Genomic DNA, 18,569 nt, shown 5'->3' on the forward strand with positions numbered 1-18,569 from the left:
TGCCGGAGCGGGGGCTAGACGAAGTATCCGAAGGCATTCTCGAAGTGCTCGATCTCGGGCGGCCCACTCCCGAAGAGGACCGCGACCACGTCGAACCGCGTCGGCGACGGGATCAGCCGCCGCTCGTGCAGATACGCCTCGGCAACGCGCTTGATGGCCCGCTGCTTGGCCTCATCGACGGCCGCTTCGGGCCGCCCGAAGCCCGTCCCACTCCGCGCCTTGACCTCCACGAAGACGATCATGCCCCCGTCGTTCTTCGGCGTGGGCTCGAAGGCCACGATGTCGACCTCCTCCCGCCCGAAGCGATAGTTGCGGTCCATGACGCGGAACCCCTTCGCTTCCAGGTACTCGGCCGCGACCTCCTCGCCCCGTCGCCCCACGTCGGCGGCCGTCACGACTCGTCGCGCCCGCGGCGCAGCTTCGAGGCGAAGTTGGTCACGCGGCGGACGTTCTCCGTGCTCCGGCCCCGCACCAGCGGGAGCAGCGCGCCGGTGAACGCCTCGAACACCTCGATGATGTCGACCATGGCGTCGACGCGGTCCGCCAGCGCCGCGTCCGACTCCCCGCCGCCGTCCTCGCGGAGCTCCGTCGCTACGGCATCCAGCTTGCGCTGGACCGGCCGGATCTCGCGCCGCTGGCGCTCCTCGATGATGGTCGTCGTGATGGTCCACACGTCGCCCTCGGCCACGAAGAAGTCTTTCCGCGAGCCGACCTGGTGTGTCTTGCGGACGAGGTTCCAGTCGACGAGCGCCCGAAGATTCATGTTCGCATTGCCCCGGGAGATCTGGAGCCGCTCCATGATCTCGTCGGTGTCGAGCGGCCGGGCGGTCGCGTACAGGAGGGCGTGGATCTGCGCCATCGTCCGGTTGATGCCCCAGTGTGAGGCCATTTCGCCCCAAAGAAGCACGAACTCGTCGAGCGCGCGCAGGCCGTGCTCGCTGAGATCGGAAGAGGGTTCGCTAGAGATGTTCACTGGACGCGTGGGGGGCCGTTGAAGATAGCGGACTGGCGCGAGGAGCGGAGGTCCGTAGCTTGGGGCTCGCGACTCCCCCCGCCGTGATCGTCACGCTAACCACCGACTTCGGCACCCGCGATGGGTATGTCGCCGCTATGAAGGGGGCCATGCTGTGCTCCGCGGCCGGGCTCACCATGGTCGACGTCACCCACGAGGTCCCGGGGCAGGACGTGATGGCGGCGGCGTTCGCGCTCCGCGACGTGGTCGGGCACTTCCCCGCCGGCACCGTCCATCTTGTGGTGGTCGACCCCGGCGTCGGGACGGACCGCCGGGCCATCGCCGCCCGCTTTCAGGCGCGGGGCACCGACCAATTGTTCGTCGGGCCGGACAACGGCCTCTTGCCGCTCATCGCCTCCCAGGACAGCATCACCGACATCGTCGAACTCGACGCCCGCTCCGCGCCCTCGCGGACGTTCCATGGCCGGGACGTGTTCGGCCCCACGGCCGCCCGGCTCGCGACTGGCACCGAGCTGTCCGACCTCGGCGCGCCCGTCGACGAACTGACCCCGCTGCACTGGCCCCTCCCCCGGCTCGACGAGCAAGGCGTCTACGGCATGGTGCTGCACGTCGACGCGTTCGGCAACTGCTTGACCAACATCACGCGCGCCGATCTGGACGCCGTGCGCGCCGGCCGCCGGTTCAAGTGTTTTGCAGGGTCCGCCGTGCTTCGCCATCACGTCGGGACCTACGGCGAGGCCAGCGCAGGCGATGCAGTGACGTTGTTCTCCAGCGGGGGCCTGCTCGAGATCGCCGTGAGCCGCGGGGACGCCGCCCAACTCCTCTCGGTGTCGCGCGGCGACGCCGTCAACCTCGTCTTCGAGGGCATCGCCCTTCCCGAGCCCGCGACCTCATGAGTCGGAATTCCGGCGTCCGCAGCCTCCCCGCCTTCGACCGGGTGCAAACCCGCGAGGCCGGGCCGGCGCCCGAAGGCGGAGCGTGGCGCACGGTCGCGCTGGTGGCCCTCGTGCTGGTGGGCATCGGCACCACCGCGTGGTGGATCTGGCCCGACGAAGAGTCCGCCGACGACGTGCTGGTGCACCTCGTCGAGACCGCCGACACCTTCCGGCCGGATCTCGGCACGACCCGTCCGGACGAGGCGCGAGCGGCCGTCCTCGACGCGCTCGGCTGGGACGTGACGCCGCCCGACCTCCCCGCGCTCGCCATCGTCGGCGTTGGCATCCCCACCATCGGCGCCGTTCAGCCGTCGTCCGCCATCAAGCCGGTGGCCGTCCAGGTCCCCACGTTCCGGTACGAAGGCGCGGGGGGCGAGCGGGCCGTCGTGTTCGCCTACGACTACATCCTGCTCGACCGCGTCCGCCAGTCGTTCGACCTCCCTGACGGGACGTATGCCGGCTTGAGCGAGCCCTCCCCCGTCGACTCGCGCGTTGTCCAGGGCCAGTTCGCCGTGACGTGGCGCCGCCGCGCCATGATCTTCACGGCCATCACCCCGGACGAGGGCGTCGCCGAGCGGATTCGACAGGCGGTCGGCAGCTAGGCCCTGAGTTCGTTGGCGTGAGCAGTCTCGATGCACCGCGCGCACGTGCGGAGTCCGCCGGGGCCTCAGATCGCCGACCGGGTCTGTCCGATTGCCGACCAACCCTACCGCATGCCAGGCGGGGGCCCCGTGGTTCCGCCGGTCGGGGGTATGGTGTCGCCGCTCTCCGCCGGGTCCGAGGCGTCGAGGTCGATGCGGAATGTGGTCCCTCCGCCAAGCCGGGTCTCGGACACCGTGAGCGCGCCGCCGTGGTAGGTCTCGACGATACGCCGCGCCAGGCTTAGGCCCAGCCCCCATCCCCGACGCTTGGTCGAGAAGCCGGGCCGGAAGACGTGCCGCGCCGTCGCCCGGTCCATCCCCTTCCCGGTGTCGCGAACCGTCACGATGGCACGCCCCCCCGATTCCTGCGCGACGACGGCGATCCGGTTCGGGCCCGGGACGCCGTCGAAGGCGTCAAGCGCGTTCTTGAGCAGGTTCTCGACCACCCACTCAAAGAGGTCCGGGTTGAGCCGCGCCCACAGGTCGTCGGGCGCGTCGACGGTGATGGTCACCGGGGCGCTCGTCGGGACGCGGCGCCGCATGTAGTCCGCCACGCCGTCGAGCAGCGGGCGGACGCGCGTGGGCTCCAGCGTGGGCAACGACCCGATTTTCTCGAACCGGTCGGCCACGCGACGGAGCCGCTCCACGTCCTGCTCCAGTTCGTCGGCGATCTGTTCGCTCGGGGCCGCGTCGCCCAGGCGGAGCAGTTCGATCCAGCCGATCATCGACGACAACGGCGTGCCCAGCTGGTGGGCCGCCTCCTTGGCCATCCCCACCCACAGGCTCGACTGCTCGCTGCGGCGGAGGTACGAAAAGCCGAGGTAGCCGACGAGCACGAACAGAGCCACCACGCCGAGCTGGACGGTCGGGAAGAGCCTCGTCATCCGCGCCAGTGGACTCTCTCCATAGTGGACCAGCAGCGGCCCGTTCGGCGACTCGCGGATCCGGAGCGGCGCGTGGACGGCGTCGAAGGCCGACGCCAACGCGAGCGCTGCCTCGCCTTCGACCTCGACGTTTCGAGACGCCGAGACATAGGTCAACGCCTCATCGGTGATGATGGCGGGGACGCTGAACCGGTCGGGGACGATGATCTCGGAGACCACGAAATCGAGCCCGTCGTCCGGCGGCCCGTCGCGCAGCGTGTCCAGCGCCGCCAGCAGGGCCGCCTCATCGTCCCGGCCCGCCGACCGCACGAGGCCGGCCAGCTCATCGTAGACCGCCTCGGACGACGGCCGCGACGACAGGCGGTACTGGAACTCGATGGCGCTCGCCCACAGCTCGACGGCCTGCGCGTCCTGGGCCTCGAGGCGGTCCGCCAACCGGCTGGTGAACCACAGCGACGACACGCCGATGGCGACGGCTGCCAGGATCAGCCCGAGCTTGATCTTGGCGCTGGTGCGGTAGGCCCTCACGAAGGCAGGGCGACAACGACGAGCATCCCCGTCGCGAAGATGACCATCCACGCCACGACGGGCCCCACGGTGACGGCGGGCGCCGACGCCAAGGCCTTGAGGATGCTCACCCCATAAAACCGCCGGATGGCGAGCGCGGCGTAGACGTAGGACGCCACAAAGCACGCCCCGAGCACCGCCCAGTTCGCCACCCCGAACGAATGGCCGAGCGTGTCGCCGATCGCCACGAGCGCGACCAGCTGCGTCAGCCGCCGCGCCGCGAGCAACAGCACGACGACACAGAACACGTGGATCGCCAGGACAAAATGGGCCGTGTACGCCGGGCGACGGAAGTGGTAGAACACGTAGAGCCCGAACCCGCCGAGCGGCATCAGCACGAAGAACCATCGGCTCCCGAGCGCCAGCATCGCGTCCAGGTAATCGGCGACCCGCTCGACCTTGGCGGGCGGGACGGGCCCCCGCAACGTCTCGCGCCGTTCGGCCGCGTCCTCTTCGGCGGTCTCCGCAGAGGGCGGGTCCATGACCGATTTTGCAAGCTCGTAGCTGGCGGAGAACCCAACGAACACCAGGCTGCACAAGAGGTAGAGCCGGAACGGCGCCACGTGGCGGGCCCGGCGTCCCGCGGCCCAGTCTCGGGACAGCTCGCCCGGCCGACGGATCAAGATGCCGAGCGTCTGCAGCACCCGGCCGTCGAAGGAAAAGAGGTCGCCGGCGAACCCGGCCAGCACCCGGCGGAGCGGGAGGTCCGGCGGCTCGTCGCGTTGTCCACACGCCGAGCAGTACGGCCCCGCGAGCGGTGCCTCGCAGTTGAGGCACGTGCGGACGTCGGCGGACAGGACCTCGGGCATGGCAGCGGGGGCGGCGGCGAAACCTACCCCCGCCGACCGGGCAACGGGCCGGGCTCGCGCTACGCGGCCACCAGCGTCTCCTCCCGCTTTGGCCCGGTGCCGACGACCGAGATCGGCACGGACAGGTGGTCGGACATGAACTGGAGGTAATCCTTTGCCGCCGTCGGCAACTCGTCCATGGAGCCGACACCGGACAGGTCGCCGCTGAAGCCGGGCAGCGTCTCGTAGACCGGCACGACGCGGCCGAGCGCGCCGACCTCGGTCGGGAAGCGCGTGATCCGCTTGCCGTCGAGCTCGTAGGCGACGCACACCTTGAGCTCGTCGAGCCCGGCCATCACGTCGAGCTTGGTGACGGCGAGCTCGGTGAACCCGTTCAGCCGGGAGGTGTAGTCGAGGGCGACCAGGTCGAGCCAGCCGCACCGGCGCGGGCGGCCCGTCGTGGCGCCAAACTCCTGGCCCACGGACCGGAGCGCCTCGCCCACCTCGTCGTCCAGCTCGGTCGGGAAGGGCCCGTTGCCGACGCGTGTCGAGTAGGCCTTGACGATGCCGATGATGCGGTCGATGGACGTCGGCGGGATGCCGAGCCCGGTGCACGCGCCGCCCGAGGTCGGGTGGCTGGAGGTCACGAACGGGTACGTCCCGTGGTCCACATCCAGGAGCGCGCCTTGGGCGCCCTCCGCCAGCACCCGCTTCCCGTCGCGCAAGGCGTCGTTGAGGAAGGCGGACGTGTCGGTGACGTACGGGTCGATGACCTGATCGAACTCGACGTACTCCTCGACGATGGCCTCCACGTCGAGCGGCGCGGTCTCGTAGATCGCACGCAAGATGTGGTTCTTCTCCTCGATGGCCGCGCGGAGCTTGGCCGCCAGCCCGTCCCGGTCGAGCAGGTCCACGACCCGGATGCCGGACCGCGCGAACTTGTCGATGTACGCCGGCCCGATGCCGCGGCCGGTCGTGCCGATGGCGCCGGCGTCGCGCCAGCGCTCCTTGGCCTGATCGAGCGCCTTGTGGTACGGCATGATCAGGTGGGCGTTGTGGCTGATCTTGAGCCGCCCCTCGACGGGGTAGCCCAGCGCCTCGATCTGGCCGATCTCCTCCATCAGCGCGACGGGGTCGATCACGACGCCGTTGCCGATCACGCAGTCCACGCCGTCGTGGAAGACGCCGGACGGGATGAGGTGGAGCACGAACGTCTTGTCGCCCCACTTGATGGTGTGGCCGGCGTTCGCGCCGCCCTGGTAGCGGGCGACGATGTCTGTTTCGGGCGCGAGAAGGTCGACGACCTTCCCTTTGCCCTCGTCGCCCCACTGGGCGCCGATGACGACGGTGACTGGCATGGAATCAGGGCATGTGGGATGGGGCAAGAGGCAAGAGGACGGGGCGGTCGCCCCGAGCCCCCTCCCTTCTCCCCACGCCTAGTAGCTGGCGACGGCGGCGTCGACGGTGTCGAACGACTGGAACACGCCGTCGAGACGGGTGACTTCGAGCAGCGTGCGGATGCGCTCGCCGACGGACGCCAGCCGCAGGTCGCCGCCGGCGTTGCGCGCCGTGGTCAGCGCGCCGATCAGCATGCCGAGGCCGGACGAGTTCATGTGCCGAACGCCCGACAAGTCCACGACGGCATTGAGCGGCCCTTCGCCGCGCGCCTGGTGGAGGGCGTCGTGCAACGCGGAGCCGTCGGGGCCGCCCAGGGCGTCGCCGTCGAGCGTGAGGACGGCCACGCCGTCGGTCGTGGTACGAGAGATGGTCATGGCGCCAGAGAGGGTGTGCCGCAAGCTAGCGGCGGAGCGACGCGCGCCCCGTGAAAGGGCACAGGCGGAGGAGACGCACGCCTCCCCCGCCCGCCCCTGCGGCTACGCCGCCGCCGTGACGGCGCGGCGGGCCGGCGCGTACTTGTCGCGCAGCGCCACCACGATCGGGCTGGCCACGAAGATCGACGAGTACGTCCCGATCGAGATGCCGACCAGGAGGGCCAGCGAGAAGCCCTTGAGGACCTCGCCGCCGATCAGGAACAGCACCAGCACGGCGATCAACGTCGTGCCCGAGGTCAGCACCGTCCGCGAAAGCGTGGTGTTGACGGCTCGGTTGGCGATGTCGACGTACGGCTCGGTCTTGAAGAGGAGCGCGTACTCACGGATGCGGTCGAACACGACGACGGTGTCGTTGATCGAGTAGCCGACGATCGTCAGCAGGGCCGCGATGATGGCCTGGTCGATCTGCAACGAGAACGGCGTGATGTTGTGGAGCAGCGCGAACAGGCCGAGCACGATGATCACGTCGTGCGCCAGCGTGATCACGGCGGCCACGGCGTAGCGCCAGTCAAAGCGGACGAAGATGTACAGCAGGATCACGAACAGGGCCCCCAGCACGAGCACGATGGCCTTGCTCTTCAAGTCCGACGCGATGCTCGGCGTCACGAGCGACTTTCCGACGAGGTCCGGGTTGGACCCGGCGAACGACTCGTTGATGGTCGAGAGCACGGTCGCCTCGAGCGCGTCGGCGTCGCCGCCGGCGGCGGTCCGGATGAGGAGGGTCTGGGGGTTGCCGAACTCCTTGGCCTGGAAGACCTCGCCGGTCGTCGAGCCGAGCGCCGAGGCGACCTCCGTCGACGGAATCGCGACCTTGGTCTCGACGATGAACTCAGTGCCGCCCTTGAAGTCGATCCCGGCCTCGAGGCCGGGGTAGAGCAGGGAAATGATGGCGACCGTCAGGAGAATCCCTGAGATCAGGTAACTGTCCTTGTTGGTGCCAAGGAAGTTGAAGTTGGTGTTTTCGAGGATGCGCATGGGTAAAACGGTTCGGTGTTCAGGGTTCAGGGTTCACAGGGAGGGGGCTCAGTGCTCGGGGCGACAAGCCCCGAACTCCGAACCCCGAACCCCTTAGCCGAAGGCGACGTCGACGCCGCGCTCCTGGACCAGGTAGTCGATGAGGAGGCGGGTCACGACGAGGGCCGTGAAGAGGGACGTCAGGATGCCGGCCATCAGCGTGACCGCGAAGCCCTGGATGGGGCCGACGCCGAACGAGAACAGGATGACGCCGATCAGGAACGTCGTGATGTTGGCATCGGCGATGGCGGAGAGCGCCTTGCCGAAGCCGCCCTCGACCGACGCCTTCATCGTCTTGCCGGAGGCCATCTCCTCCCGGATGCGCTCGAAGATGAGCACGTTGGCGTCGACGGCCATGCCGATCGTCAACAGGATGCCCGCCATGCCCGGCAGTGTCAGCGTGGCGCCGAAGGACGCCAGGACGCCGAAGATGAACAGGACGTTCAGCACCAGCGCCACGTTGGCGATCAAGCCGGCCCCACGGTAGTAGAGGGCCATGAAAACGCAGACGAAGATGAATCCGACCACGAGCGCTCGCGTGCCCGCCTTGATGGACGCCGCGCCCAGGCTCGGCCCGACCGTCCGCTCCTCGACGATGTTGACCGGCGCCGGGAGCGCGCCCGACTTGAGGACGGTCACGATGTCGTCGACCTCCTGGCGCGAGAAGTTGCCCGTGATCTGTGTCCGGCCGTTCGGGATCCGCTCGTTGATCGAGGGGAAGGTGTAGACCAGGTTGTCGAGCACGATCACGACCGGCTTGCCCCGATTGGCCCCGGTGATCTGGCTCCAGCGGTTGGCGCCGGCACCGTCCATCGTGAGCGAGACCTGGGCGGCGTTCGTGTACGGGTCGAAGTCCGGGCGGGCGTCGGTGATCGTCTCGCCCTGGAGCTCGACGCGCTCGTTGACGGCCAGGATGTAGTGGACGCCTTCGCCGTCCGCCGTCTCGCCCGCGTCGGGGCCGGCGGTGAACAGCAGGCGGGCGCCGGCCGGGATCAGCCGGGCCACGCCGGGCGCCTCCAAGAGGCGACGCGCCTCGGCGGTATCGGCCTCGGCGACCTGCCCGAAGATGGGCGAGTTCGACGACGGGTCGAGCTGGAGCCGCTGGACGACGGCCGCGAGCGGGTTGCCGCCCTCGGCGCGCGTCTCGGCGCCGGACGTGATGTCCCCGAGGTCGAGCACGTCGGACGTGTCGGCGTCGGTGGCCGTCGAGTCGGACGCGGCGGCGGTCGTGTCGGCGGTGGCCTCCTGCGCGTCGTTTTCGTAGTAGGCGAAGATGGCGGCGGCGGCCTGTTGGATCTCGGCCGTCGGCGGCGTGAGGTGGAACGTCAGCTGCGCCGTCCCCTTGAGGAGCTCGCGGACGCGCTGCTCGTCGTCGACGCCCGGAAGCTCCACGACGATGCGCGACGAGCCCTGCCGCTGGATGAGCGGCTCGGTAACGCCGAACCGGTCGATGCGCTGGCGGATGATCTCCTCGGCGCGGACGAGCGCCTCCTCGACCTCCTCGCCCAGGTAGGCCTCGACGACGTCGTTGTCGGACCGGGCCGTCACGTCGGCGTCGGCGTTGCGGAAGTACCGCGCCAGGCGCGTGCCCGGGCGGACCTCCTCGAGGGCGTCGGTGAAGAGTGAGACGTAGTCGTCGCCCGAGGTCTCGGCGCGTTCGTTCGCCAGCGCGATGGCTTGGTCGAACGTGTCGTCGGCGCGGCTGCCGGCCAGCTCCTTGAGGAGCGCGCCCGTGCCGACTTCGAGGGTGACGTGCATGCCGCCCTGGAGGTCGAGGCCCAGCTTGAGCGACTCCTCGCTCGTGGCGACGAGGTCCGCGTTGTGCTCAGCCTGATAGGCCTCGCGGTCCGCGGGGCTCATGGCCGCGAGTTCACGGTTGTTGAGTGAGTTCTGGAACGTCGGGAAAAGCTGCCACACCGAGATGAGCAGCAGCGCCGCGACGGCGAAGAGTTTGAATCCGTAGCCTTGCATAGGGGCAGACACCTGGAAGGGCGCCGGTGAGGGTCGAGGGACGGCGCCGGTCCCCAACGGACGGGCGCTCGAAAATGTCGGGACGGGGTGGGTCGGCGCGAGCGCCGGGCGGCCTAGGGCGCGCGCGGCTGCAGCGGCGGGGCGCTGCGCCGGACCGGGAGGTCGAGGGTGCGAGCCGACACGCGGTTCGATGCGGAGGACCGCACCTCGGCCACCCTCTCGCCTGTCACCGATGCGGGCGACGGGGACGGGGCGGGCTGGGCCTTCGCCAGCGCCTCGGAGGGCGCGACGGGCACGACGCCCGACAGCGAGGGGGCGCCGAGCAGGTGCGCCACGGCCTCGGCCGAGACGCCGTCGACGGCGTCGGCGTAGACCTGAGCAAAGACCGCGACCGGATCGGTCCCGGGCTCCGCAGCCTTGGCGGCGGCGAGCGCTCGGTCGAAGGCCTCGCTGTCGTCCAGCACCGCGAGTGCGGGCGAGGCCGCGGCCGACGGCGCCAGCGGCAACCCGAGCGCGACCGCGAGAGCGGCCACGACCAATCGACGGAGCAGGGCGGAGCGGAGCGGGCGCACGGGACGGGAGGCGACGCTCAAACCTACGGCCTGCCCGCGCGGGCCCGGGGCGTCCCCCATGCGGTCTTCATGGAGTCGCCGTGTAGACGGGGGACTGCAATAACGGGTTTACTCTTCGATCGCCACGCCCTTCCAGAAGGCGACGTGGCCTTGGATCTCGGCGGCGGCGTCCTTTGGCGCGGGGTAGTGCCAGCCCGCGTTCGCATTCGTCTCGCCCTCGACCACGAGGTCGAGGTAGCTGGCGGTCCCCTTCCACGGGCACACCGAGGTGTGGTCCGACGGCTGCACCAGGCTCTCGTTGAGGGCCGCGCGCGGGAAGTAGTGGTTTCCTTCGACGACGACGGTGGCGTCGCTCTCGGCGATCACGGCGCCGTTCCAAATGGCTTTCATGGGGGCTGGGGACTGGGGGGTTCACGGTGCGGACGGCGAACGCTCTACGATGAGGCATCCGGGCGATTCCTTTCGCTGCTCTCAGCCGTCGTCCCTCCGCTCGGCCCGGACGCCAGCCGCCACCTCGCGTGGCGTCGGCACGACGGCGACGCGGGCGCCTCGGAACGGGTCCACGACGACGGTCAGCCACTGGTACTGTGAGAGGTCCGCCCGTTCACGGCCGAACCGCTCGGCGACGGCCGTCTTCAGAGACTCATAGGCCTCGGCCCCGACCAAGATGGCGTGCGGCTCCCCGCCGGACTCTCGGAGAGCGCGGACCTGCCCGTCGATTTCGGGGAGGAGGTCGTCGGGGGCGGGCGTGGCGTCGGTGACGGTCATGAGGCCGAGAGGTGTGGCGCCGGTCTACCTTCGAGCCCCACCACGCGATCCATGACGCACGCCACGGGCTCCCTCATCTCCCGAGACGGCCGCACCCTCTTTACCCGGTCGTGGACCCCCGACGGCGACCCGCGCGGCGTCGTCCTGATCGTCCACGGGCTCCACGAGCACAGCGGGCGCTACGCGTATGCCGCCAGCGCGCTGATGCAGCGCGGCTACGCCGTTTGCGCGTCCGACCTCCGGGGCCACGGCCGATCGGACGGCCCGCGCGGACAGGTGGAGGGGTTCGACGAATACGTCGACGACCTGCGCCTCTTCCTGTCGCGCGTCGAGGAGGAGGCCGGCGACCGCCCGGTGTTCCTGATGGGCCAGTCGATGGGCGGGCTCGTGGTGGCTCGGCTCGTCGCCAGCGGGGGCGCAGCCGAGGTGGCCGGGGTCGCGCTGACCTCCCCCATCCTCGACGTGCCCGAAGGCACGCCCGGCTGGCTGCTGTCGGTGGCCGACGTGCTCGCGCGCTGGGTGCCGACGCTCCCGGTCCAGTCGATCGACCTCTCGGCGCTCTCGCGCGACCCGAGCGTGGAGGCGGCGTACAAGGCCGACCCTCTCGCGATCGTGCAGGGCGTGCGCGTGCGGCTGGCGGCCGAGATCCGGCGCGCGTTCCTGGCCGTCCGCGACCGGCCGGAGCGGTTCACCATGCCCCTCTACTTGACGCACGGGACCGACGACCAGATCACCCCGCCCTCGGGCACGACGTGGCTGGCGGAGCACGCGGCCTCCAACGACGTGACGCTCCAGTTGTGGCCGGGGCTCTTGCACGAGACGTTCCACGAGCCCGAGCGCGACGAGACGATCGCCCACTTCGCGGACTGGCTCGACGCGCACGCGCCGGCCTGATCGCCCTTGGTGCCCCGCCAGACCACCCGGAATGCCAACGGTCGCCCGGGAGACGCCGAGGTGAGCCGGATGCGCGATCGACGGCTCAGAGACGGCGGTTGCATCGCACCCCGGCAGGTCGGCGCGCGGATCTCTACCTCCTCGGACAGGGCGCGGATCTTCAGGGTCCAGCCTACCGCAGGGCCCAGACGGTGAGCGCGACCACGCCGGTCGTCACGACCGTGCTCGCCCAGAACACGGCCTTCGGGCCGACCCGCCGCGCGAGCCGGTCCGTCGCCGCCACGTCCCCCGCGTAGTAGTAGGCCTGCCCCTGTTCCAGGTTGTGCCCGAGGGAGAAGGCCATGCCCGCCACCATGGTCGATGAAAGCCCGACGAGAGCAGCCTCTCCGGGCGACAGCTGGGCGGCGGCACCGGCCGCGAGCCCGGAGACGACGGCCACCGCAACAAGCGCCCGCCCCCCCGCTGCGGTCACGTGCCACCGAGAGTTGAGTGCGAGGCAGTCGGGCGCGCTGTAGCCCTGCGCTTCTACGCACCACGCCCTCGTGTTGTGGAGGCCGTCGGTGTAGCCGAGGAGCACGGAGCCCGTCGCGAGAGGGACAGTGACGGCCCCGACGATGGCCGCGGCCTCCGGCAGCGGCCGGGCTGCCCGCGTCGGCTCCGGGGACAACGGCTGTGCCACCGCGCCACCCGCAAGCGCACAGAGCACAACGAGAAGCATCGGGAGTTGGCCTGCTTTCGTGTCGCGCATGGGGTCGGAGGTCAAGTGAGTTGGGCAGACCCCAGCCCTGGTGGTCTTCTCCCAGACGCAACCTGATTCCCATGCCGCGTGCATTCTAGCATGAATGGACCGCCAGACTAGGAAGGGATCCCTCTCATCTCGCCCGCATGAACGCGTCCGACCATCTCTCGGGACATCATAGGCTTAGCACACCGCCGGGTCGCCAAGGGCCTGAGTCAGGCCGCGAGGGGCCTGACACTCCCCCATTGCCGCAGCGACTCGGGACACACCTCGCGTCAAGTCCCCTGTACTCATCGGGAACCGGCTACGATGCCTCCGCCCCTAAATCCACCACCGCCCCCTCGACACGTCAATCCCGCGACTTCAGAGAATGGGGAGTGCCCTCGGCAGGAGTCGAACCTGCGGCCTACCCTTTAGGAGAGGGTCGCTCTATCCACCTGAGCTACGAGGGCGAGCCGAAAAGATAGCCGGGGGCATCCCGGGCCGGCCGCTAGCTTCGGTTCTCTTCCCGGCTCTTCATGACCGACACCTCGCAGCCCGGCGACCGACGAACCCTCTGGGCCTGGGCCCTCTACGACTTCGCCAACTCGTCGTTCACCACGCTGGTGATCACGTTCATCTACGCGACGTTCTTCGTCAAGGGCATCGCGGCCGACGAGACGAGCGGCGCGGTGCTGTGGGCGTGGGGCGTCGTGACTCCGACGGCCATCGTGGTCGCGCTGCTCTCCCCCGTCCTCGGCGCCCTGGCCGACCGCACGGGCACCCGCAAGCGCGCGCTGCTGGCGACGACCATCATCACGGTCGGGGCGACGGCGCTGCTGTTCTTCCCCCAGCGCGGCGACGTGATGGCGGCGGTCGCGCTCGTCGTCGTGGCCAACATCGCGTTCGAGGTCGGGCAGGTCTTCTACAACGCCTTCTTGCCCGAGATCGCGCCGCCCGACAAGATCGGCCGCGTGTCCGGGTGGGGCTGGTCGCTGGGGTACCTCGGCGGGCTGCTGTGCATGGGGCTGGCGCTGGCGTTGGTGATGCCCGAGGTGGCGCCGTTCGGTCTCGACAAGTCGACGGGCGAGCACGTCCGCCTGACGAACCTGCTCGTCGCCGGCTGGTTCGCGCTGTTCTCGATCCCCGCGTTCTTAGTGCTCCGGGAGCCGCCGGCCGAAGGCGGGGCCGAGGGCGGACTCGTCAAGGCCACCTTCAACGAGTTGGGTGAGACGTTCCGCTCGATCCGCGAGTACCGACAGATCATCCGGCTGCTCATCGCCCGCGTGTTCTACAACGACGGGCTGGTGACCATCTTCGCCATGGGCGGCATCTTCGCCGCGACGGCGTATGGGTTCTCAGAGACCGACATCCTGCTGTTCGGCATCGTCCTCAACGTCGCGGCCGGCATCGGCGCGTTCGGCTTCGCCTACCTCGACGACATGATCGGCGGGAAGCGGACGATCTACATCTCGCTCGCCCTGCTAAGCATCGCGACGATCATCGCCGTCTTCGGGCCTACGAGCAACTGGCTGTGGGGCGCGGGCGTGATCATCGGCATCGCCTCCGGCCCCAACCAGGCTGCGAGCCGGTCGCTGCTGGGCCGGTTCGTGCCGCACGACAAGGAGACCGAGTTCTACGGCTTCTTCGCGTTCTCCGGCAAAGCCACCGCCTTTATCGGGCCGGTGATGTTCGGGCTCATGACCAGCCTGTTCGGCACCTCGCGAGCGGGCGTCGCCGCTGTCCTGATCTTGTTCGCGCTCGGCGCCATCTTCCTGGCCCGCGTCGATGAGGAAGAGGGCAAGCGCGGCCGCACCAACTCCACCCCCCGCGCTGCCGGATGACCGTCTCCGATGTTCTCGCCGTCCTCGACGCCTGGGCCCCCCAAGGCCAGAAGGCCGATTTCGACCGCGTCGGCTTGCAGGTCGGCGACCCGGCCGCCGAGGTGGAGCGTGTGCTCGTCGCCCTCGACCTGACACCAGCCGTCGTGGACGAGGCGGCGGAGAGGGGTGCGGGTCTGATCGTCACGCATCACCCACTGATCTTCAAGCCGGTCGCCCGGGCGACGGCGACGGACCCGGTGGGGTCGCTGGTGTGGCGGCTGGCGCGAGCGGGCGTCAGCTACGCGGCGATCCACACCAACCTCGACGCCGCGCACGGTGGCGTGTCGTTCGCACTCGCCGCGCAGCTCGGCGTGCGAGACGCCCAGATTCTGGCACCGCTCGACGGCGTGATGCGCAAGCTGGTCGTATTCGCGCCCCGGAATGCGGCCGACGACATCCGCGCGGCGCTGGCGGGCGCGGGCGCCGGAGAGATCGGCGAGTACACGGCGTGCTCCTTCTCCTCCGCAGGCACCGGCCGGTTCCGCCCCGAGATGGGCGCCTCGCCAGCGGTCGGGACGGTTGGCGAGGCGGAGTCGGTCGAGGAAATGCGGATCGAGGCGGTCCTTCCGCAGTGGGCCGTGCGAGGGGCCGTGCGGGCGGTGGCGCAAGCGCACCCGTACGAGGAGCCGGCGATCGACGTGTACGCGGTCGAGACCCCGGCGACGCGGCAAGGCTACGGGGCGATCGGGGCGCTGGCGGCGCCGGAGCCGCTGGCGGAGTTCTTGGCCCGCGTGCGGGATGCGCTGGGGGCCGGCGCGCTCCGCTACGCCGGCGACGATGGGCTGATGATCGAGCGCGTGGCCGTATGTGGCGGGTCAGGACTGTCGTTCCTGCCCGCCGCGCTCGCGGCCGGCGCGGACGCGTACGTAACGGCGGACGTGACGTACCACCGCTTTTTCGAGGCGCTCGACACGGAGGGCCGGCCCCGGCTCGCGCTCGTCGACGCGGGGCACTACGAGACGGAGGCCATCACCGAGCGGCTGATCGCGGACCACCTGCGGGGCGTTCTGCCCGGCCTCTCGGTCGACGTAACGCGCTTGCGGACCTCGCCGATGCGAACGTTCGTCGGGGGCGAGGGGCACGGGGGATAAAGCAAGGGGTGAACCCGGCGCGCTCGCTCGCCGCGTGAATCCGGGATCTGTCCGTCCCCCGTCCCGCGCTCCTCCTGCCCGCGAGCGCCGCGAGCACGCACAATTCGCTCCGGTCTCAAAACCGCGCGCCCTTGAGGGCGGTACCCTGCCCGACTCCCCACGCGCACATCTCCAATGGCGACCGACACGACCACGATCGAGGATCAGCTCCGAGCCCTCGTTCGCCTCCAGATCATCGACACCAAGATCGACCAGCTCACCAAGCTCCGCGGCGACCTGCCGGACGAGATCCGCGACCTCGAGGACGAGCGGGCCGGGCTTCAGACCCGGCTCGGCAAGATCGACCAGGACAAGAAGGAGGCGGAGGTCCAGAAGAAGAAGCTCAAGCTGGACATCGCCGAGTCCGAGGGGCTCATCCGCAAGTACGAGGAGCAGCAGCTCCAGGTGCGCAACAACCGCGAGTACGACGCGCTCACGAAGGAGATCGAGGCTCACCGCCAGCGCATCGGCGCGGCCTACGAGGAGATCGAGCGGTACGACAACCTCGACACCGACTCGGCCGAGACGGTCGACGGCGCCGACGACACGCTCAAGGAGCTGGAGTCGCGGATCGCCGACAAGCGCGTCGAGCTGGACCGCGTCGTCGAGGAGACGAAGGCGGAGCAGCAGACGTACGAAAAGCAGCGCGACAAGGCGGCCAAGGAGATCGACGAGCGCTACCGCCGCGCGTATGAGCGCCTGCGGACGCGCGTCCGCGACGGCCGCGCCGTGGTGCCGATCGAGCGCGGCGCCGCCGCCGGCTTCATGGTGCCGCCGCAGCGCCAGGTGGAGGTCCGCCAGCGCGACCGGATCATCGTCTCGGAGCACGACGGCCGCATTATCGTGGACGACGCCCTCTTCTCGGAGGTCACGGGCGAGTAATCGCCCCTGCGAATCCACGCGACCTTGAGCGGGCGCCGGCCTTTGGGCGGGTGCCCGTTCGTTGTTTACACACGCGTCGGCCGGGCCGCCGCCTCGGGGCGTGCCCCGGGGAGGAACGTCCGGACACCGCAGGGCACCGTGCTTCCTAACAGGAAGGCGCGCAGGCTTCGGCTATGCGTGACGGCAGGTGCAACAGAGAACAGACCAGCCGATGGCGCGCGAGCGCACAGGTGATGGGTGAAACGGTGGGGTAAGAGCCCACCAGCGCGGCCGGCGACGGTCGCGGCTAGGCAAACCCCACGGGGTGCAAGGCCACGCAACGTCCGCCCGGGACTCGTCCCGGAAAGGGTGCCCGCCCGAGGACGTGGGTAGGCTGCTCGAGGCCGCCGGCGACGGCGGTCCCAGATAGATGGCGGCACAGGCCGCGGCGTGACGCCCGCGGCCGGACAGAATCCGGCGTACAGGCCGACGCAGTCAGCGGGGCTCGCTCTTCGGGGCGGGCCCCGTTTTTTTGGATCGAGGATCGAGGACGTTGGCTCAGGGCGTGGAGGCTCGGTGCGAGAGGGCCGTCGAGGCGTGCTTCCGCATGGAACGGGGACTCGCCCAAGAGCGCCGCCCCTGGCCCCCCTCTGGTCACGAAACGGAGCGATACCCATCCCTCCGGGTCCCCGGATGTCGGGGTCCGAGAGGTGGACGACGAGGGGGGTTGGCGATGCCGCCACGAACGGTTCCCGAACCCACTTCCCAACACAGACAGAGGGCGCCCCGACAGATCGGAGCGCCCTCTCAAAGGCTGCGGCTCGGTCGAGCGGTGTGTCGGGGGGAGACCGCGGTCTGCAGTCCGTCGCCCGAAGTCCCGACTACTCCTGCGTCGGGGGGACGTCGGGGGCCGTCGGCGTGGCCGGGTTGGCGGTCGAGGGGGCCGGGGCGGCGTCGCCCTCGATGGGTGCCTCGATGGCCGACGGGGCGGCGGCGGGCAGCTCGCCGGCGCGGTCCTGGAGGATCGAACCGTCGCGGCTGGCGCGTGGGATGAAGAACGTCGTGACGAGGCAGAGCCCGAGGAAGAGCCAGCCAAGGGACCACGTGGCCTTCTCGAGGAAGTCGGGGGCCTGGCGGGCGCCCAAGATCTGGGTCGTCTGGCCGCCGGAGGCGATGCCCGCGAGGCCGCCGCCCTTGCCGCTCTGGAGCAGGACCGAGATGCCCATCAGCAGGGCGACGATCAGGATGATGACAATGAGGAGGTAGAACACGGGTCGGTCGGGGGGGAGTCGGTGCGCAAGCTAGCGCCCGGCCGGCGGGGCACGCGCGCCGAACCTCGGTGAAGACGAGGGTGTCAGGCGGAGCGCCTCCTACTATTGTCATCCCGAACCTTGCGTGAGGGACCTCAGCATGGCCCTCACACTCGTCGCTCGGGGGCCCGCCTCGACCCCTCGCAAGCTCGGCGTGAGTTGGTCGGTACCTACACCGTTGAAGGCCGTCCCCCCTCTCCCCTGCGCTCGATCTCGGCGGCTGCCAGCAGGAGCGCGACGCACGACTTCGAATCCTCGATCTGCCCTGTCCGCGCCAGTTCGACGGCGTCCGCAAGCGGCATCCGGAAGGGCTCGACGAACTCGTCGTCGTCGACGGCGCGGTCCACCTCGGAAAGGTCTTCGGCGAGGTAGAGGTGGATGGCCTCGTCGGAGTAGCCGATGGCGGGGTAGGTAACGCCGAGGGGGGTCCACCGGGAGGCGGTGAGGCCGGCCTCCTCGGTGAGCTCGCGCTGGGCGACCGCGAGGGGGGCCTCGTCGCCGTCACGCTTGCCGGCGGGGACCTCCCAGAACTCGCGGCCCGGGGCGAACCGGTACTGGCGGATCAGCACGACGCGGCCTTGGGCATCGACGGGGACGACGGCGCCAGCGCCGGGATGCTTGAGCCACTCACGGCCAGAGGTCTCGCCATCGGGGAGGCGGACGGTGTCGCGGCGGACGTCGAGCAAGACGCCCTGGTAGATCTGCTCAGTCTCGATGGAGCGTTCAGTGAGGTCCATGGGGGGAATGAAGGGGGGTGGATATTGGGGCCAAGACTGTGGGGTCGCGCTGTGGCGGGACGGGCGGAGTTTCCATTCGCCAACCCCGACC

The 18,569-nt window shown here is 70.0% G+C and carries 20 protein-coding genes, 1 tRNA gene and 1 other RNA gene; 7 read left to right on the forward strand and 15 right to left on the reverse strand.

What is annotated here, in order from left to right; genetic code table 11:
* Positions 1–14: 14 nt before the first annotated feature.
* Both ACLII4_RS12130 and ACLII4_RS12135 read right to left on the reverse strand, forming a co-directional pair.
* Positions 15–395: a YraN family protein gene (locus ACLII4_RS12130; protein WP_412067666.1), complete on the reverse strand. Its 381-nt coding sequence runs from the start codon at positions 393–395 to the stop codon at positions 15–17.
* Positions 392–973 (reverse strand): GbsR/MarR family transcriptional regulator, encoded by a 582-nt coding sequence (locus ACLII4_RS12135; RefSeq protein ID WP_412067667.1) that lies wholly within the window; start codon positions 971–973, stop codon positions 392–394. Before ACLII4_RS12135 ends, ACLII4_RS12130 begins: the two co-directional genes overlap by 4 nt.
* Before the next feature lie 83 nt (positions 974–1,056).
* Here ACLII4_RS12135 and ACLII4_RS12140 point away from each other — a divergent pair, with 83 nt between their 5' ends.
* Entirely contained in the window at positions 1,057–1,869 is an 813-nt protein-coding gene (locus ACLII4_RS12140; protein ID WP_412067668.1) for an S-adenosyl-l-methionine hydroxide adenosyltransferase family protein, read from the forward strand.
* Positions 1,866–2,510, forward strand: coding sequence for a hypothetical protein (locus tag ACLII4_RS12145; RefSeq protein WP_412067669.1), 645 nt, complete (start codon positions 1,866–1,868; stop codon positions 2,508–2,510). The genes ACLII4_RS12140 and ACLII4_RS12145 overlap by 4 nt, the downstream gene beginning before the upstream one ends.
* Positions 2,511–2,614: 104 nt before the next feature.
* Here the strand turns inward: ACLII4_RS12145 and ACLII4_RS12150 are convergent, their stop codons facing one another.
* The 9 genes from ACLII4_RS12150 to ACLII4_RS12190 all read right to left on the reverse strand — a co-directional run bounded on the left by ACLII4_RS12150 (position 2,615) and on the right by ACLII4_RS12190 (position 10,945).
* The gene (locus ACLII4_RS12150; protein WP_412067670.1) at positions 2,615–3,961 is read right to left on the reverse strand and encodes a sensor histidine kinase; all 1,347 of its coding nucleotides are present in this window, start codon (positions 3,959–3,961) and stop codon (positions 2,615–2,617) included.
* On the reverse strand, positions 3,958–4,809 hold the full coding sequence (locus ACLII4_RS12155) for a DUF3667 domain-containing protein (RefSeq protein WP_412067671.1): 852 nt from the start codon (positions 4,807–4,809) through the stop codon (positions 3,958–3,960). The genes ACLII4_RS12150 and ACLII4_RS12155 overlap by 4 nt, the downstream gene beginning before the upstream one ends.
* Positions 4,810–4,868: 59 nt before the next feature.
* On the reverse strand, positions 4,869–6,146 hold the full coding sequence (locus tag ACLII4_RS12160; protein WP_412067672.1) for an adenylosuccinate synthase: 1,278 nt from the start codon (positions 6,144–6,146) through the stop codon (positions 4,869–4,871).
* Positions 6,147–6,224: 78 nt separating this feature from the next.
* Complete coding sequence (locus ACLII4_RS12165; protein WP_412067673.1) at positions 6,225–6,560, reverse strand: STAS domain-containing protein; 336 nt, start codon at positions 6,558–6,560, stop codon at positions 6,225–6,227.
* 102 nt (positions 6,561–6,662) lie between these two features.
* A complete protein-coding gene (gene secF, locus ACLII4_RS12170) occupies positions 6,663–7,595 on the reverse strand; it encodes a protein translocase subunit SecF (protein ID WP_412067674.1) in 933 nt (310 codons plus the stop codon).
* 93 nt (positions 7,596–7,688) lie between these two features.
* On the reverse strand, positions 7,689–9,605 hold the full coding sequence (gene secD / locus ACLII4_RS12175; RefSeq protein WP_412067675.1) for a protein translocase subunit SecD: 1,917 nt from the start codon (positions 9,603–9,605) through the stop codon (positions 7,689–7,691).
* 113 nt (positions 9,606–9,718) lie between these two features.
* Positions 9,719–10,177 (reverse strand): hypothetical protein, encoded by a 459-nt coding sequence (locus ACLII4_RS12180; RefSeq protein WP_412067676.1) that lies wholly within the window; start codon positions 10,175–10,177, stop codon positions 9,719–9,721.
* 108 nt (positions 10,178–10,285) lie between these two features.
* On the reverse strand, positions 10,286–10,567 hold the full coding sequence (locus ACLII4_RS12185) for a DUF427 domain-containing protein (RefSeq protein WP_412067677.1): 282 nt from the start codon (positions 10,565–10,567) through the stop codon (positions 10,286–10,288).
* A gap of 81 nt (positions 10,568–10,648) precedes the next feature.
* Positions 10,649–10,945 carry a family 4C encapsulin nanocompartment shell protein gene (locus tag ACLII4_RS12190; RefSeq protein WP_412067678.1) on the reverse strand — a complete coding sequence of 99 codons (297 nt, stop codon included), beginning with the start codon at positions 10,943–10,945 and terminating at the stop codon, positions 10,649–10,651.
* A 51-nt stretch (positions 10,946–10,996) separates the two neighbouring features.
* Between ACLII4_RS12190 and ACLII4_RS12195 the strand changes: the two genes are divergently transcribed.
* Complete coding sequence (locus tag ACLII4_RS12195) at positions 10,997–11,839, forward strand: alpha/beta hydrolase (protein ID WP_412067679.1); 843 nt, start codon at positions 10,997–10,999, stop codon at positions 11,837–11,839.
* 172 nt (positions 11,840–12,011) lie between these two features.
* Here ACLII4_RS12195 and ACLII4_RS12200 read toward each other — a convergent pair whose 3' ends face one another.
* Together ACLII4_RS12200 and ACLII4_RS12205 are read right to left on the reverse strand one after the other, a co-directional pair.
* Complete coding sequence (locus ACLII4_RS12200) at positions 12,012–12,587, reverse strand: hypothetical protein (protein ID WP_412067680.1); 576 nt, start codon at positions 12,585–12,587, stop codon at positions 12,012–12,014.
* A gap of 369 nt (positions 12,588–12,956) precedes the next feature.
* A tRNA-Arg gene (locus ACLII4_RS12205) sits at positions 12,957–13,030 on the reverse strand.
* A gap of 66 nt (positions 13,031–13,096) precedes the next feature.
* Here ACLII4_RS12205 and ACLII4_RS12210 point away from each other — a divergent pair.
* From ACLII4_RS12210 to rnpB, 4 genes are all read left to right on the forward strand, one after another.
* Positions 13,097–14,401: an MFS transporter gene (locus ACLII4_RS12210; RefSeq protein WP_412067681.1), complete on the forward strand. Its 1,305-nt coding sequence runs from the start codon at positions 13,097–13,099 to the stop codon at positions 14,399–14,401.
* Positions 14,398–15,531: a Nif3-like dinuclear metal center hexameric protein gene (locus ACLII4_RS12215; RefSeq protein WP_412067682.1), complete on the forward strand. Its 1,134-nt coding sequence runs from the start codon at positions 14,398–14,400 to the stop codon at positions 15,529–15,531. Before ACLII4_RS12210 ends, ACLII4_RS12215 begins: the two co-directional genes overlap by 4 nt.
* Positions 15,532–15,705: 174 nt before the next feature.
* Positions 15,706–16,452 (forward strand): zinc ribbon domain-containing protein, encoded by a 747-nt coding sequence (locus ACLII4_RS12220; RefSeq protein ID WP_412067683.1) that lies wholly within the window; start codon positions 15,706–15,708, stop codon positions 16,450–16,452.
* Between the two features lie 72 nt (positions 16,453–16,524).
* Positions 16,525–16,929: RNase P RNA component class A (rnpB, locus tag ACLII4_RS12225), an RNA gene on the forward strand.
* A gap of 383 nt (positions 16,930–17,312) precedes the next feature.
* Here the strand turns inward: rnpB and secG are convergent.
* Together secG and ACLII4_RS12235 are read right to left on the reverse strand one after the other, a co-directional pair.
* Positions 17,313–17,702: a preprotein translocase subunit SecG gene (gene secG / locus ACLII4_RS12230; RefSeq protein ID WP_412067684.1), complete on the reverse strand. Its 390-nt coding sequence runs from the start codon at positions 17,700–17,702 to the stop codon at positions 17,313–17,315.
* A 209-nt stretch (positions 17,703–17,911) separates the two neighbouring features.
* Entirely contained in the window at positions 17,912–18,478 is a 567-nt protein-coding gene (locus tag ACLII4_RS12235) for an NUDIX domain-containing protein (RefSeq protein WP_412067685.1), read from the reverse strand.
* Positions 18,479–18,569 lie beyond the last annotated feature (91 nt).

It is taken from the genome of Rubrivirga aquatilis (assembly GCF_046845665.1).
Classification (GTDB): domain Bacteria; phylum Bacteroidota; class Rhodothermia; order Rhodothermales; family Rubricoccaceae; genus Rubrivirga.

Bases quoted from the DNA above. Each gene is read 5' to 3' on its own strand.
- ACLII4_RS12220 (WP_412067683.1), top strand. From the start codon at position 15,706: ATGGCGACCGACACGACCACGATCGAGGATCAGCTCCGAGCCCTCGTT.
- ACLII4_RS12200 (WP_412067680.1), bottom strand. From the start codon at position 12,587: ATGCGCGACACGAAAGCAGGCCAACTCCCGATGCTTCTCGTTGTGCTC.
- ACLII4_RS12145 (WP_412067669.1), top strand. From the start codon at position 1,866: ATGAGTCGGAATTCCGGCGTCCGCAGCCTCCCCGCCTTCGACCGGGTG.
- ACLII4_RS12210 (WP_412067681.1), top strand. From the start codon at position 13,097: ATGACCGACACCTCGCAGCCCGGCGACCGACGAACCCTCTGGGCCTGG.
- ACLII4_RS12235 (WP_412067685.1), bottom strand. From the start codon at position 18,478: ATGGACCTCACTGAACGCTCCATCGAGACTGAGCAGATCTACCAGGGC.
- ACLII4_RS12215 (WP_412067682.1), top strand. From the start codon at position 14,398: ATGACCGTCTCCGATGTTCTCGCCGTCCTCGACGCCTGGGCCCCCCAA.
- ACLII4_RS12165 (WP_412067673.1), bottom strand. From the start codon at position 6,560: ATGACCATCTCTCGTACCACGACCGACGGCGTGGCCGTCCTCACGCTC.
- ACLII4_RS12160 (WP_412067672.1), bottom strand. From the start codon at position 6,146: ATGCCAGTCACCGTCGTCATCGGCGCCCAGTGGGGCGACGAGGGCAAA.
- ACLII4_RS12190 (WP_412067678.1), bottom strand. From the start codon at position 10,945: ATGACCGTCACCGACGCCACGCCCGCCCCCGACGACCTCCTCCCCGAA.
- secD (WP_412067675.1), bottom strand. From the start codon at position 9,605: ATGCAAGGCTACGGATTCAAACTCTTCGCCGTCGCGGCGCTGCTGCTC.
- ACLII4_RS12185 (WP_412067677.1), bottom strand. From the start codon at position 10,567: ATGAAAGCCATTTGGAACGGCGCCGTGATCGCCGAGAGCGACGCCACC.
- ACLII4_RS12155 (WP_412067671.1), bottom strand. From the start codon at position 4,809: ATGCCCGAGGTCCTGTCCGCCGACGTCCGCACGTGCCTCAACTGCGAG.
- ACLII4_RS12195 (WP_412067679.1), top strand. From the start codon at position 10,997: ATGACGCACGCCACGGGCTCCCTCATCTCCCGAGACGGCCGCACCCTC.
- secF (WP_412067674.1), bottom strand. From the start codon at position 7,595: ATGCGCATCCTCGAAAACACCAACTTCAACTTCCTTGGCACCAACAAG.